This is a genomic window from Planctellipticum variicoloris (assembly GCF_030622045.1).
Classification (GTDB): Bacteria; Planctomycetota; Planctomycetia; order Planctomycetales; family Planctomycetaceae; genus Planctellipticum; species Planctellipticum variicoloris.
The window spans coordinates 3586865-3601528 of record NZ_CP130886.1 but is presented as its reverse complement, the minus strand read 5'-3'; the positions used below and the strand labels follow the sequence as shown (position 1 = coordinate 3601528).

Genomic DNA, 14664 nt, shown 5'->3' with positions numbered 1-14664 from the left:
TCCTGTGCTCGAGAATCCCCACGTCACTCAGGCGACTCCACAGCCGGCGGCTGTGATCCGATTGACAATTCCCCGGGCAGAAATCCGCGAGGTCATGGGGCCGGGGCATGCCGAGCTGATGGCCGCAGTCACCGCGCAGGGCGTCGGTCCCGCCGGCCCGTGGTATTCGCACCATTTCCGGATGGACCCCGAGGTTTTTGATTTTGAGATCGGCATGCCCGTCACTGCGCCGGTTGCGCCGACCGGCCGGGTCACGGCTGGAGAGTTGCCGGCCGTTCGAGTCGCGCGGACCGTCTACTGCGGGTCCTACGAAAGGCTTGGGGAAGCCTGGGGAGAATTCGAGGCGTGGATCAAAGGGGCGGGCCATGCGACGGCGCCGAACCTGTGGGAGATCTACGCGAAGGGTCCCGAGTCGACGGATGACCCCGCCGAGTTTCGAACGGAGCTGAACTGGCCGCTCATTGGTTGACCGGAACGGCGTCTCCGCGATTCGGAAATCTCGTCCGTCCCGCTCGGGCTCTGAAGGATCTCTCTGCCGTGAACGACGATACTCAAATCGACTCAAGCACTTCGGATCGCGAGATTGTTCTCACCCGATTGTTTGATGCTCCGCGCGAACTTGTGTTTCGTGCCTGGTCGAGTCCGGAACACCTCGCCCGCTGGTGGGGGCCGGACGGCTTCACCACGACGACGCACGAGATGCAGTTTCAGCCGGGCGGCGTCTGGCGCTACATGATGCACGGACCCGACGGAACGGACTATCCCAACAAAATCGCGTATCGCGACATCGTGGAACCCGAAACAATCGTCTACGACCACAGCGATGACGGAAATGGTCCAATTCACTTTCAGGTGACGGCCACGTTCGCGTCCGAAGGGGTGCAGACCCGCCTGACGATGCGGTTGGTTTTCCCGACCGCCGAAGCCCGCGATTACGTGGTCCGGGAGCACGGCGCGATCGAAGGGGGCCGGCAGACACTGGCGCGACTGGCCGCCTATCTGGAGCAGAAGTAATTATGGAAACCACCGGCCCCGTTCCGGTCCGAAGGCGATCTCGCATGCTCTATGTCCTGCTGGGCTTCGCGGCCGTCGTCGCCGTGTTGGCCGTCGTCATCTCGTTGCGGCCGAGCGATTTCCATGTGGAGCGTTCGTTGGCGATGTCGGCGCCGCCGGCCAGGGTGTTTGAGGAAGTCAATAATCTCCATCAATGGGAAGCCTGGTCCCCCTGGGCCAAGCGCGATCCCAACATGAAGAAGAGTTACGAAGGCCCGGAGGCCGGCGCGGGTGCGGTCTATCGCTGGGATGGCAATGCCGAAGTCGGCGCCGGGAACGTGACCATCGCCGAGAGTCAGCCGGATGAACGCATCGGAATCCGCCTCGTGATGGTCCGGCCGTTCGCCTGCGACAACGCGGTCGAGTTCACGTTCAAGCCGCAGGGAGACCAGACGGTGGTCACCTGGGGGATGGACGGGAAATACAATTTCATCACCAAGGCGATGGGCCTGTTCATGAGCATGGACCACATGATTGGCGGCGACTTCGAACAGGGGCTGACCAGTTTGAAGACGATCGTGGAATCACCGGGCGCCAGGTAAAAATTCATCCGCGGGACGGATTGTTCCTGCGGAAACTCGTCCCGCGCAGCGGGCGCGCGGAGCTGGATCGTCGGATGGCGGCCGCCGAGTCGTCGGAATCACGTCACGTTCTGTTCCATTGAAAGGATCGCAAATGCTCGTGCAACCCTATCTTTCCTTCGGCGGCCGTTGCGAGGAAGCCCTCGAATTCTACAAGCAGGCGCTCGGCGCTGAGATCGAGGTGGTGCTGCGATTTAAGGAGAGTCCCGATCCGGCCCCGCCCGGAATGATTCCTCCCGGATTTGACAACAAGGTCATGCACAGCAGCTTTCGCATCGGCTCGTCCGTGATCATGGCCACCGACGGCTGCGATCCGGGGCCGGCTGAGTTCAAAGGAATTTCGCTCTCGATCAGCGTGGCGAACGAAGCCGAAGCCGACCGGGTGTTTGCCGCCCTCGCGGACGGCGGCCAGGTGCAGATGCCGCTGACAAAGACGTTCTTCTCGCCGCGTTTCGGGATGGTCGGCGACCGTTTCGGCGTGACGTGGTTGGTCATCGTCCCGCAGTGACCGGTCGCTGCCGGAGCACTCCTTCGAGTCCCCAGAGGGGGCGCGTGTATGACTGGAATGTCAATGACTGAGACAGACGCGGCTGCCGATCGTGAAATCGTCACGACGCGGGTGTTTCCGTTCTCACGCGAGGTCGTCTTCAGCGCATGGTCCGACCCCGGGCAGCTCGCCTTGTGGTGGGGGCCGCAGGGCTTCACGAATACCTTTCAGGTATTCGAGTTCCGGAGCGACGGCGACTGGCGTTTCATCATGCACGGCCCGGATGGAGCCGAATACCCGAACCACAGCGTGTTTCGCGTGATCAGAGCGCCGGAGCGGATTGTCTTCGACCATCTCTCCACGCATTGGTTTCGCGTCATCGCCGACTTCGAAGCGGTCGGCCCCGATCAGACCCGGCTCACGTTTCGAATGCAGTTTGAAACAGTCGCGGAGTGCGAACGCGTGAAAGTCTTCGCGGTCGAATGCAACGAACAGAATTTCGACCGGCTGGCGGCGCTGCTCGCTGCGAACTCGATCGGGTCGTCGGCACAATGAACCGGCCCCACAACAACTCGCGAGGTCGGTACTGCGCGAGATGACATGCTGCCGCGTCGACTGGTGTTTGTCGCGGCGTCCCGACCAGAATACGGACAGCACTTCACTTTTCCTGTGACGGACATAGCGATGTCTGATCCCTGCAAGACGCACGCGGCCTACCCTTCGGACCGCGAGCTGATTCTCACACGCGTCTACGACGCGCCGCGCTCTCTCGTCTTCAGCGTCTGGACGGATCCGAAGCACCTCGTGCGCTGGTGGGGGCCGAACGACTTTACGTTGCCTCATTGCGAACAGGACTTTCGCGTGGGGGGCATCTACCGCTTCTGCATGCGTTCGCCCGGTGGGGAAGACTACTGGGTTTCAGGCGTCTATCGCGAGATCGTTGAGCCGGAGCGGATCGTCTTCACCTGGGGACGTCCCGTGCAGGAAGATCGGTTCCACGGCGAGTCGGTCGTGACCGTGACTTTTGACGACCTGGGCGGCAAGACGAAACTGACGCTGCACCATGCCGGCTTCGAGCGCGTCCCCGATCGGGACGAGCACCGGGGCGGCTGGACGGAATGCCTCGAACGGCTGGCTGGCTTTGTGGCGGCGATCGACGAGAACTCTTCGACGGGAACAGGCTCATGATTCGGAAATCGACTTTTGCGCGATCGGGAGACCGCGAGATCGTCATCACCCGCCGTTTCGATGCACCGCGCGAGCTCGTGTTCCGGGCCTGGACCGATCCCCGTCACATCAGGCAGTGGTGGGGGCCGCAGGGGTTTTCCAGTGATGGGTGCGAGATTGACCTCCGGCCGGGGGGAACGTTCCGCCTGGAGATGCTCGGTCCCGACGGCGTGCTGTATCCGTGCGAAGGCCAGTTCCGCGAAGTGGTCGTTCCCGAGCGGCTCGTCTACGAGGGACCGGCCGCCTGCATCTCGGCCTGTGGAGCCGGTATCCCGCCGCGGTCCGTGATGACGGTCACGTTTGCGACGGTCGCGCAGGGGACCGAGTTGACGATTCACACCGTATTCCTGTCCGAGACCGATCGCGAAGCCGCAGCGGCGGCCGGCGTCATTCCGGGCTGGGAATCGACGTTCGAACGTCTCGACGAGTTGCTGGCCGCAGCGACGTCCGACGCCGTTTCCCGTTAATGAAAGTGTGCCGCTGGCGACTCGTCCGCCAGTGTAAACAGGCCGCACGTAACCCCCCTGCCCCGGAAAGCATCCCGATGTCCGCCGAGATCGCCCCAAATCGCCCCTCCAAAGCCCTGATCTGGACGGGGCGAGTCCTCAGTACGCTCCCCGTGCTGATGCTCCTGATGAGCGCCGGCATGAAGTTCGCCAGGCCGCCCGAAGTTGTCGAAGGAATGAGTAAGCTGGGCTACTCCGTCGACCTCGCCGTGCCGCTGGGGATTGTCGAACTCGCCTGCACGATCATTTACGTCGTGCCGCAGACGGCCGTCCTGGGGGCGATTCTGCTGACCGGTTATCTGGGCGGTGCGACGGCGACGCATGTCCGCGTCGGCGATCCGTGGTTTGGCCCGGTCGTGTTTGGCGTCGTCCTCTGGCTCGGGCTTTATCTCCGCGACGCACGGCTGCGGGCGCTGTTGCCGCTCCGGGGAAAGCCATCGTGAAGCCGGATCAGAGCAAATACGGCGCCCCTGAGTGGCTCATGACCACAAAATGCAAAACTTCGAAGGCCGCGGCGTAACGCAGGCCGGGCTCTCGGTTCTGACGGCATTCATTTGGAAAGTGCTCGGCATGACGACACCGACATTTACGCTCTCTCACTCTTTCCACTTCTCGCGAGAGTCGCTCTGGCGGGCTTGGACCGACCCCGAGCAACTGGCGAAGTGGTTTGGCCCCAAAGGTTGCACACTTTCCGCCTGTTCCGGCGATTTTCGACCGGGCGGTGTGCTGCATTACTGCATGCGCGGGCCCGATGGCGGCGAGTTGTGGGGCAAGTGGGTCTTTCGCGAAGTCATTCCGCAGGAGCGACTCGTCTACGTCGCCTCGTTCTCCGATGCCGAGGCTGGCATCACGCGTCACCCCTTCGCCGCCGACTGGCCGCTGGAGGTCCTGTCGACGATGACCTTCACGGGGCAGGACGGCGTGTCGACGATCTCAATGGAAGCGACGCCGATCAACGCCAGCGCAGCGGAACACCAGATGTTCGCCGCCGGCGCCGCGGGGATGGAAAAAGGCTGGGCCGGCACGCTCGAGCAGCTCGAAGCGTTTCTGGATAGGACTTGAGGACCTGGAAGGCGAGTCATGCCGAGAGTCATCTTTACGCCGAATCTGAAACGCCATATCGAGTGCCCCGACGCCGAGGTCGCGGGGGACACCGTCCGGCAGGCGCTCGACGCGGTTTTCGCGGAGCACCCGCAGCTCCGCGGCTACATCGTTGACGAACACAATCGGCTGCGGCGTCACATGGCGGTCTTTGTCAACGGGCGGCCGCTCAAGGATCGCGACCAGCTCAGCGACGCAGTCGAACTGGCCGGTGAGATCTTCGTCATGCAGGCACTGTCCGGCGGCTGAAATTCAAAGAAGAGTTTTCACCGCGGAGGCGCGGAGGACGCGGAGAAGAAGGACGGAGAGTGAAAAGTGAGTATTGAGTAGTGATGAGTGTAAAGTGAAAGATGGCGCAATCCACGGCCGAGTGGCAACTCATTCAATTTGCACTTCTCATTCATCACTACTCACTTTTCACTTTCCGGTTCTTCTCAGACTTCGTCTTCTCCGGCGATTTCTCCGCGTCCTCCGCGTCTCCGCGGTAAAACTTGTCTTCTTCCAAAGCAGAGGAATCAGACCATGAGCGATCGTCTCCATGTTGCCACTCGCAAGGGGTTCTTTACCGTCGACCGCTCTGCCGGGAAGTGGCAGGTCGCGAAAGTCGACTTCCTGGGCCAGAACGCCACGATGTCGCTGCGCGATCCGCGCGACGGGACCTTGTACGTGGCGATCGATCACGGGCATTTCGGCACCAAGCTGCAGCGGTCGTCCGATGAGGGGCAGACGTGGGAGGAAGTCGGCGTGCCAGCCTTTCCCCCGCTGACCGACGAGGACCGGAAGAAGCAGGCGGACGCCGGCGAGATCGGGGCGCGACGCGACTTTTCGAGCCTCAAGGAGATCTGGGAGCTGACCCCGGGCGGCGCCGATCAGCCGGGGACGCTGTGGGCGGGGACAATCCCCGGCGGGCTGTTTCGTTCGACCGACCGCGGGGCGACGTGGGAGATGATCCGGTCGCTGTGGGATCGTGACGACCGCTGGCATTGGTTCGGCGGCGGCAAAGACAGCCCCGGCATTCACTCGGTCGCCGTCGATCCCCGGAACAGCCAGCACGTGACGGTCGGGATCTCGTGCGGCGGCGCATGGGTGACCGAAGACGGCGGCGAGACGTGGGAAGTCCGGGCCAAGGGAATGCGGGCCGCTTACATGCCGCCGGAACAGGCTTACGAACCCAACGCCCAGGATCCGCACAGGCTGGTGCAGTGCCCGGCGAGTCCCGACGCACTGTGGGTCCAGCACCACAACGGGATTTTTCGCTCGACAGACGCCGGGCGGTCGTGGACGGAGATCGAGAACGTCAAGCCCTCCGTCTTCGGCTTCGCTGTCGCGGTCCATCCGAAAGATCCGCAGTCGGCGTGGTTCGTTCCGGGGGTGAAAGATGAATGCCGAGTGCCGGTGGATGGGAAACTGGTCGTCACTCGGACCCGCGACGGCGGTCAGTCGTTCGATGCGCTCACTCGCGGCCTGCCGCAGTCACACTGTTACGACATCGTCTTCCGCCATGCGCTGGACATCGACGGGACCGGCGACCGGCTGGCGATGGGTTCGTCGACCGGCGGGTTGTGGGTGACGGAAGACGGCGGCGACCAGTGGGAATGCGTCAGCGCGCATCTGCCGCAGATCTATTGCGTGCGGTTCCAGTAGGGCCGGGCGCGCCCGGCCGATTTTTTTCCAACGCACGCCCTCTACTTCAGCTCCTCGGCGGTCAAGACGCGCGGCCTCACCAGAAACATCATCAACTGCCCCTGCTTGTTGCGGCGCAGAGGTGCGATCAGCAGCGAGTGTCCGTCCGGAATCGTCGCCGCAACGCTGTCCGCGGTCTGACTGACATGCGGAATCTGAATGGTCGTCTCCTGGCCGGAACCGTGCATTTCGAGAACTTCGACATCAGTCACTTCCGAATGCTGCCACTGAAATCGAAGTTGCGTCGACCGACCATCTGCGGCGATCAACGACTTCATCTGCAGACTCAGTCCGTCCATGACTTTTGAGATCTGTGGTTCCAGGCTTCCATCGCTTCGCGTGCGATGGCCAGTGACGTAAGAGCGTTCTACCGCATCAGACATGAACGATTTTGTCCCTTCGAATGCAGTGATTTTCGGACCGTAGGTCACCGTACCCGGACCCGTGGGCGAGACTCGCGCAACTCCGGCTTCGAACGCCCACGCCTCATGTGGCGCCAGAATCCGCGTGAATACGGGAACGCGATGCAGCGACTGGGGCAGCGGGGATGCCAAGCGTTCAAGCGGCGTCCGGTCCAGCGGATTTTCCGCCGAGGCTCCGAAATTCAAGACTTGCCCGCCATCACCGACGATGAGATCCTTCAAAGAATCCGACGCGACGAGAAATCGAACCTCATGGCAGATTTGTCGTTGTCCATGCTCCGCCCATCGGCGGATCAATTGCTCGACTTCAACATGCTGCGCGGCAGTTGCAGATACGATCAGCCGCACGCCATCCAGTTCCAAGTGGGATCTCTCCTGACGCGTCTCGTCGGACTGACTCTCGGACTCCGTGAACGGCAATCCAAGGAGGGGGCGGAGAAATTGCCGGATCTCCGCGGCAACCGCAGTCTCCGCAAGCTGCGGAACGTCCTGACGGATCCGGGCGATCGTGGCAGTCAGGTCATAGACGACCACCCTTCGGACTTCTTCGGCAGACGGCTGATTTGGTGTGACCACTTTCCAGGAGGTCCCGGCGGGAAGATCGACCTTCCACCGGGTTTCAATCGGCGATGTGTCTGGAGTCGGCAGCCGTGCAGGCGTGGTCGGCACAGCCGCGTCGGTCAGTCCCGCCAGTCCCAGGGCCGCAATCAGGCCCCCGGTCAACAGCCGCCGCCAGACGGGGGCGCGGCGTGACTGTTCTGCGAGTTGGGCGAGCCGTCTCCGGACCGCCTGCTTGCGACCGAGAAACAGCACGAACCCCGGCGCCGCAGACGTCGGCAATCCACGCCGGCCCGCACTCAGCCGCTCCAGAAACCGCAGGATCGTGCCCCCGTATTCGCCCGCCTGGTGGCCTTCCAGATGCCGCAGCACGAGTGCATCGCAGGCCATTTCCCGCTCGGCCAGCCAGGCCCGCTGCGCATACCAGAACAGCGGGTTCCACCAGTGCAGCACCCGCACGACGGCGAGCGCCCAGTTCGTGGCAACATCGAACCGGCGGATATGCGCCAGCTCGTGCCAGACGACGTGCCGCAGTTCCGTGGAGGACCACTGGTCCGCATCCTCCGGGAGTAGGATCGCCGGTCGCCAGACGCCGCAGGTTGCCGGACTCGTCAGCGCCGGGAGGGTCCGGAGTGTCACCGTTCGCCGGATGCGGAACTCCTCACGTCCTTCGGTGAGCAACGCCAGCCAGTCCTCCCGCAGGCAATCCGTCCCGGCGCGGACGAGGCGACGCAGGCGAACGGTCGTGATCACCGTCCAGACGGCGACCAGCAGCATGCCGGCGAGGAGAATGCAGGGCAGCACCACGGAGAGCGTGAACTCGAACCAGTCGAACTCGGGATTGAGTACAAACGCCGGAACCATCGGATAGGCCTCAACACGATTGACCCAGACGCGTTCGCGTCGAGCTTCAAGTTCGAACGGGGGAATGTAATAGGCATCTTGTATGGCAGGAGCCGGTTCCATCGAACTGCAGACGCTCTCGAACAGCCAGATCGCAGTCGGCTGCAGACTCGCCGGGCTGCCGAAGCTGACCGGCAGCAGCAGTCGGACGAGGACGAGCGACCAGAGAGCCTGCCGCGCCCAGGGGGCCAGCCAGCGCCGCCCCAGGCCGGTGATCGTCACGACGATCAGGAACAGGGGAACGGTAATGATGGTCGACAGCGCCGCGGCGACGAAGACCAGCTCCAGAAAGTTCAGATCTTCCATGATCAGCGTTCCTGTTGATCGAGCAGTTCCCGGAGCTGCGCCAGCTCCTCGGGGGTGAATTTGACCGTGCGGACGAAGTGGGCGAGGAGCGGGGCGGCTTCGCCGGCGAAGACGCGGTCGAGGAACGAACGGGCCGCCCGGCGGATGCAGTCGGCCCGCTGGATGGCGGCCCGGTACCAGTAGCGGTTCCCCTCGGCGGTGTAGAGCAGCGCCCCCTTCTTGACGAGGCGGTGCAGCATGGTCCGGACGGTCGCGGGGGACCATTCACACGGTTCGGCGAGCGTCCCGATGACGTCCTGAGCCATGATCGGCTGCCGGTCCCAGACCAGATTCATGATCTGCCACTCGGCGTCGGAGAGTTCAACCACGTCGGACATGCAGCGCCTTTCGTGCGTGTGGGCGGCAGAGTATTTACATTTGTAAACAACGTCAAGGGGAGATGGTCGCACGCTGCCTGGGATCCCAGCCGCTCTCGCCGGGACTGGAATCAGACCGGCGGCGAACTCGATGGAAAACAGCACCGCTGTCGCTGTAGCATGCTCCGATATCACTTCTCTCACAGTACCGGCAGCAGCCAGTCATTTCGACCGTCCCTTCGCCCGGGAAAGTCTTCCTCTCAAGGATCCTCCGCATGAGAACTCCGTCGGTTTCGCTGTTGCTGCTGACGCCGCTGCTCCTGTTGATCGGCATGGCCGGTCACGCGGCGGCGCAGATGGCGGACCAGGGGGATTACCCCGACCGCCGGGTCTTGCCGCTGACCGCGCCGTATCAGCAGCCGATCACCGCGCTCGATGCGCGGACGGTCAAGGCCCCTTCCGTATTCCAGGTGGAAGCGCCGAAGGGCGCGCCGCACGTGGTGGTGATCCTGATTGACGACCTCGGGTTTGGCGGCACCAGCACCTTTGGCGGCGTGATTCCGACGCCAACCTTCGACCGGCTGGCGAAGAACGGGCTGCGGTACAACCAGTTCCACTCGACGGCCCTCTGCTCGCCGACGCGGGCGTCGCTGCTGACCGGGCGGAACCATCACTCGTGCAACATGAGCAGCATCACCGAAATCGCCACGTCGTTCCCCGGGGCCACGGGGATGATCCCGCACGACTGCGCCATGCTGCCGGAAACGCTCCGGCTCAACGGCTACAGCACGGCCCACTTCGGCAAGGACCACCTGACCGCGACCTGGGAGACCAGCCCATCGGGACCGCTGGCCCGCTGGCCGACGATGCGCGGGTTCGACAAGTTCTACGGGTTCCTCGGCGGCGAGACGAACCAGTGGTCGCCGTCCATCTTCGACGGCGTGACGCCGGTCGACGATCCGACGAAGGGCGATCCGAACTATCACTTCATGAACGACATGACGACGAAATCGATCGAGTGGATCCGCACCCAGCAGTCGCTGACCCCGGACAAGCCGTTCTTCGTCTACTTTGCCCCCGGGGCCACGCATGCGCCGCACCACGTGCCGCAGAGTTACATCGACAAGTATCACGGGAAGTTCGACGACGGCTGGGACGTGATCCGGCAGCGGATCTTCGAGAACCAGAAAAAGCTGGGCGTGATCCCGCCGAATACGAAGCTGGCGAATAAGCCGACGGATATCCGGGACTGGGCCGCCCTGTCGGCTGACGAGAAGAAACTGTTCGCCCGGCAGGCCGAAGTCTTCGCGGCCTACGTCGATATGGCCGACGCCGAAATCGGACGGTTGATCGACGCGATCGATGAACTTGGGGAACTCGACAACACGCTGATCTTCTACATTGCCGGGGACAACGGCACGAGCGCCGAGGGTGGCATGAACGGCCTGTACAACGAGATGACCTACTTCAACGGAGTTGAAGAAAAGGTCGCGGACATGCTCAAGCATCTCGACGAATGGGGTGGTCCGAGCACCTATCCGCACATGGCCGCCGGCTGGGCAGTCTGCTTCGATTCGCCGTTCATGTGGACCAAGCAGGTCGCCTCGAACTACGGCGGCACCCGACAGGGGATGGTCACGCACTGGCCGTCGCGGATCAAGGCGAAGGGCGAAATTCGCTCGCAGTGGCACCATGTGAACGACATTGTGCCGACGGTTCTGGAAGCCGCCGGGCTGCCGCAGCCGCGGGTCGTCAACGGCGTGTCGCAGCGCCCCATCGAGGGGGTGAGCATGGTCTACTCGTGGGACGAACCCAAGGCCGCGGACCGGCACCTGGTGCAGTATTTCGAAATCCTGGGGAACCGGGGCGTGTACTACGACGGCTGGTTCGCCGGCACGGTTCACGTCTACCCCTGGGCGAACCCGCGGAACACGCTGCAGAACGACGACTGGGAACTCTACTACGTGCGGAATGACTTCAGCATGTCCGAGAACCTGGCGGCGAAGAATCCCGACAAGTTGAAGGAACTGCAGTCGCTCTTCCTCGCCGAGGCGGAAAAGTACAAGGTCCTCCCCATCGACGACCGGCGGCTGGAGCGGTTCAATGCGGAGCTCGTCGGCCGTCCGGACCTGATGGCGGGGCGCAAGTCCCTCACGGTCTACGAGGGACTCGGCTTCCTGATGGAGAACGACTTCATCAACACCAAGAACACATCGTTCGAGATCATCGCGGAGGTCGAAACGAAAGGGGCCGACACGAACGGAGTCATCCTCTCGCAGGCGGGCAGGTTCGGCGGGTGGAGCCTTTATGTCAAAGAGGGGAAGCCGAAATACATGTATAACTTTCTCGGCCTTGAACTCTTTTCCGTGACCTCGGATACACCCCTGCCCGCGGGGAAGTCGACGATCAAGCTGGATTTCGCCTACGACGGCCAGCCGAAGCTGGGCGGCGGCGGAACCGCGACGCTGCTGCTCGACGGCAAGCAGGTCGGTTCCGGCCGGATCGAGCGGACGCAGTTCGCCGCCTGGTCGGCGGATGAAACGGCGAACGTCGGCGTCGACCGGGAAACCCCGGTGTCGCCCGACTACACGGAGGAGACCAGCCGGTTCACGGGGAAGATCGGGAAGGTGACCATCACCTTGAAGTGATCGACCATTGATGCCGGGGGCCAGGATCGAGACCTGGCCCCCCGCTCTTCTGTACGTCACGGCTGGCGCGAGAACCCGCCGGCGTGGCGGACTGTACGGGTTGTCGCGATTCTACTGGCAATCCGCAGACCGGTTATCTTCGTCACAACCGTTCCATTCCGATCTCTGACTTCCCCGTCAGGAGCCGCAGTTGGCTTTCACTTCCGAAGTTCGGCGTCCTCCGTCGATACGATTGACGCGGAATTGTCTCAACGGATGAGAGAGTCTCGACGGCAGGGAAGCGGCGATGGACATTGGTGGCGTACGGCAGTTCGGACGGGTCTTTCGGCAGTCCTTTCGAGCCTTGATCGGCGTCGCGGCGGTCTCCGGATCGATTGCCATCGCGCAGGACGATGCCGTCGTCGCGACGACGGGGGCCGGGGATTACGCCAGCACGGCAGCGGCTCCGCAGCCTCAGTCCCCTCCCCTCCCGGCCGCCTACGTCTCGCCCTTCGCCGGCGATCTCTGGGAGCGGCCGGTGCTGCTGGGAGATCTCGGCGGCCGGCGGGATGAGCTGTTATCGAACGGCTATACGTTCAACGCCAGCGCGACTCAGTTCTATCAAGGAGTCGCCTCAGGCGGCGTGGAACAGCGCTTCCAGCACACGGGTCGACTCGACTACGTCCTGAACGTGGACGGCGCAAAGGCTGGACTCTGGCAGGGCCTGTTCGTCACGCTGCACGGGGAAACTCGCTACGGCGACTCGATCAATGCGGACGCCGGGGCGCTGATGCCGCCGAACGTCGCCGCTCTGTTCCCAGTACCCAACGGGACGGTGACCGCCTTGACGGCGGTGAAGTTCACCCAGGCCCTGTCGGAGAACTTCATCACGTTCGCCGGCAAGATCAACCTGCTGGACGAACTGGTTCAACCTTTCGCCGCAGGTCGCGGCGTGGATGCGTTCATGAATACGGGGCTGGCGTTTCCCGTCGCAGCCGCGCGAACCACGCCCTATTCGACGCTGGGGGCGGGATTTGCCGTTCTGAACGAAATGCACCCGGTCTTCTCGATGATGGTCCTCGATACGCATAATACGCCAACGACATCCGGCTTTGAGAACCTCTTCGACAACGGCGCAACGATCCTTGCAAAAGTCGAAGTTCCCGTTTCATTCCGCGATCTGCCGGGTCACCAGGGTGTCTTCGGAACCTACAGCAGCGGCAAGTACAACGACCTGCAGCCCACGGCGTATTTCGATCCCGGGAATGGTCTGATGATCTCGTCCGGACAGGATACGGGGTCGTGGTCGCTGTTTTACACCGCGGATCAGGCACTGTACGTCGATCCGTGCAACGCCAAGCGGTCCTGGGGTCTGTTTACGAATATCGGACTGGCCGACGACGGCCCAAGCCCCGTCCGCTGGTCCGCCAACGTGGGCCTGGGGGGGAGCAGTCCGATCGCATCCCGCGAGCTCGATACGTTCGGAATCGGGTATTCCTACGTCGGGTACTCGAGCCCCGTCCACAATCTGGCGCCGGTTCTTCTGCCGATCCGCGACGACCACGCGGTGGAACTGTTCTACAACTACGCCGTTACGTCGTGGTTCCGTCTGACGCCCGATCTGCAGATTCTGGTGCCGGCCCGCGAACGGACGCTGCCGCCGGGTGCGGAAGGGATCGACACGGCGGTTGTGGTCGGGCTGCGCGCGAAGATCAATTTCTGAGTTGCTTCTCGGGGACATCCCGCGCTGGCTCGTTGTGCGACTGCTGAATCACCGGCATCGATTCTGAATACAGTGCGTCCGTTCGACTTGTCCCCTCTCCCGACGTCCTCGTTGGGTGAGGGCCAGGGTGAGGGTCTTCGAAGATGTCGGAGTGTCGTCCACGGAGACAAGACGGCGCGCCTCACATTCGTGGCCGGTGATTAAAGATCGAACCTGCGGCCACTCAGACCGCCCCGCCACTTGATGTCGCATCTGCTCGATCATCGGCAGGTGCAGATTCTCGGACGGATGTATCAAGGCGACTTGGACGGCCGTTCCAGGAACGCCTTCAGGACGATCGCACTGTTGCGCTGCTCGTCGCTGGCCGCATAGACGAACGTAACTTTCCGCTCGTCCGTCAGGAACCGCAGCAGCACCAGCAGGTCGCCCAGTTTCTTCAGGTCCGCCCGGTAGCGCTTTTGAAACTCCGGCCAGCGGTCCGGATCGTGGCCGTACCACTTGCGCAGCTCGGTGCTGGGGGCGACGTCCTTCAGCCAGAGGTCAATCGCCGCCTGCTCTTTCGTCACGCCGCGCGGCCAGAGTCGCTCGACGAGAATCCGCAGGCCGTCGTCCTTTGAGGCGTCTTCGTAGGCTCGTTTGAGCTGGATCATGATCGTGACTCGACTCAAGTTTCGCACGTCGGGGGTGATTGCCCTGTCCCGGCATCAGTCTGGTCTCGATTCTCCGGAAATCCAAGCGTGATGAGTCAATAGCTCGCAGAGCGGTCCGGGTGCCAGGCCGCGTCGTTTCACGCCCTTTGCCCGTCGACCTTCCGTCCCAGCTCTGCCACCTGCTGCTGAAGCTGCGCAATGGTCGTCGCCAGCAGTTCCCCTTTGGCTCGTTCCAGAGCCGGCCGATAGCGATACGAATAAATCGCCGTCAGCACGCCCGTGATCAGCATTGCCGCCAGCCCGCAGCCGCTCCAGAGCATTCGCGCCCACTGCGATTCGAAGGCTCCGAGCGACTGCAACGGCATCGTCGCCAGCACGAATGCGATGAAGACGCCCAGCCCGCAGAGCGAGGCCCGGTTGACGGCCCGTCCCCGCTGCTCCAGACGTCGAATTGACGCTTCAATTTGCATCCGACTCTCCT

17 protein-coding genes are annotated in these 14664 nt (G+C 63.0%); 13 read left to right on the top strand and 4 right to left on the bottom strand.

What is annotated here, in order from left to right:
- Positions 1-4: 4 nt before the first annotated feature.
- From SH412_RS13905 to SH412_RS13855, 11 genes are all read left to right on the top strand, one after another.
- On the top strand, positions 5-469 hold the full coding sequence (locus tag SH412_RS13905) for a GyrI-like domain-containing protein (protein ID WP_336524119.1): 465 nt from the start codon (positions 5-7) through the stop codon (positions 467-469).
- Positions 470-537: 68 nt separating this feature from the next.
- A complete protein-coding gene (locus tag SH412_RS13900; protein ID WP_336524118.1) occupies positions 538-1014 on the top strand; it encodes an SRPBCC family protein in 477 nt (158 codons plus the stop codon).
- A 44-nt stretch (positions 1015-1058) separates the two neighbouring features.
- Positions 1059-1595: an SRPBCC family protein gene (locus tag SH412_RS13895; RefSeq protein ID WP_336524117.1), complete on the top strand. Its 537-nt coding sequence runs from the start codon at positions 1059-1061 to the stop codon at positions 1593-1595.
- Positions 1596-1728: 133 nt separating this feature from the next.
- Positions 1729-2142: a VOC family protein gene (locus SH412_RS13890; protein WP_336524116.1), complete on the top strand. Its 414-nt coding sequence runs from the start codon at positions 1729-1731 to the stop codon at positions 2140-2142.
- Between the two features lie 57 nt (positions 2143-2199).
- Positions 2200-2676, top strand: coding sequence for an SRPBCC family protein (locus SH412_RS13885; protein WP_419555806.1), 477 nt, complete (start codon positions 2200-2202; stop codon positions 2674-2676).
- Between the two features lie 129 nt (positions 2677-2805).
- Positions 2806-3309: an SRPBCC family protein gene (locus SH412_RS13880; RefSeq protein ID WP_336524114.1), complete on the top strand. Its 504-nt coding sequence runs from the start codon at positions 2806-2808 to the stop codon at positions 3307-3309.
- Entirely contained in the window at positions 3306-3815 is a 510-nt protein-coding gene (locus SH412_RS13875) for an SRPBCC domain-containing protein (protein ID WP_336524113.1), read from the top strand. The genes SH412_RS13880 and SH412_RS13875 overlap by 4 nt, the downstream gene beginning before the upstream one ends.
- A gap of 77 nt (positions 3816-3892) precedes the next feature.
- Positions 3893-4297: a DoxX family protein gene (locus tag SH412_RS13870; protein WP_336524112.1), complete on the top strand. Its 405-nt coding sequence runs from the start codon at positions 3893-3895 to the stop codon at positions 4295-4297.
- A gap of 127 nt (positions 4298-4424) precedes the next feature.
- Positions 4425-4916 (top strand): SRPBCC family protein, encoded by a 492-nt coding sequence (locus tag SH412_RS13865; RefSeq protein ID WP_336524111.1) that lies wholly within the window; start codon positions 4425-4427, stop codon positions 4914-4916.
- Between the two features lie 18 nt (positions 4917-4934).
- Positions 4935-5204, top strand: coding sequence for a MoaD/ThiS family protein (locus tag SH412_RS13860; RefSeq protein ID WP_336524110.1), 270 nt, complete (start codon positions 4935-4937; stop codon positions 5202-5204).
- Positions 5205-5477: 273 nt separating this feature from the next.
- The gene (locus SH412_RS13855) at positions 5478-6599 is read left to right on the top strand and encodes a WD40/YVTN/BNR-like repeat-containing protein (RefSeq protein ID WP_336524109.1); all 1122 of its coding nucleotides are present in this window, start codon (positions 5478-5480) and stop codon (positions 6597-6599) included.
- Positions 6600-6640: 41 nt separating this feature from the next.
- On the opposite strand, the gene SH412_RS13850 is transcribed toward SH412_RS13855, so the two are convergent.
- Together SH412_RS13850 and SH412_RS13845 are read right to left on the bottom strand one after the other, a co-directional pair.
- Positions 6641-8827, bottom strand: coding sequence for a M56 family metallopeptidase (locus SH412_RS13850; RefSeq protein ID WP_336524108.1), 2187 nt, complete (start codon positions 8825-8827; stop codon positions 6641-6643).
- A 2-nt stretch (positions 8828-8829) separates the two neighbouring features.
- On the bottom strand, positions 8830-9204 hold the full coding sequence (locus tag SH412_RS13845) for a BlaI/MecI/CopY family transcriptional regulator (RefSeq protein ID WP_336524107.1): 375 nt from the start codon (positions 9202-9204) through the stop codon (positions 8830-8832).
- 254 nt (positions 9205-9458) lie between these two features.
- Here SH412_RS13845 and SH412_RS13840 point away from each other — a divergent pair, with 254 nt between their 5' ends.
- Positions 9459-11831 carry an arylsulfatase gene (locus SH412_RS13840; RefSeq protein ID WP_336524106.1) on the top strand — a complete coding sequence of 791 codons (2373 nt, stop codon included), beginning with the start codon at positions 9459-9461 and terminating at the stop codon, positions 11829-11831.
- A gap of 286 nt (positions 11832-12117) precedes the next feature.
- On the top strand, positions 12118-13533 hold the full coding sequence (locus SH412_RS13835; RefSeq protein ID WP_336524105.1) for a carbohydrate porin: 1416 nt from the start codon (positions 12118-12120) through the stop codon (positions 13531-13533).
- A gap of 293 nt (positions 13534-13826) precedes the next feature.
- Here SH412_RS13835 and SH412_RS13830 read toward each other — a convergent pair whose 3' ends face one another.
- Positions 13827-14183 (bottom strand): DUF488 domain-containing protein, encoded by a 357-nt coding sequence (locus SH412_RS13830; RefSeq protein ID WP_336524104.1) that lies wholly within the window; start codon positions 14181-14183, stop codon positions 13827-13829.
- Between the two features lie 137 nt (positions 14184-14320).
- Positions 14321-14653 (bottom strand): hypothetical protein, encoded by a 333-nt coding sequence (locus SH412_RS13825; RefSeq protein ID WP_336524103.1) that lies wholly within the window; start codon positions 14651-14653, stop codon positions 14321-14323.
- Between the last annotated feature and the right edge of the window lie 11 nt (positions 14654-14664).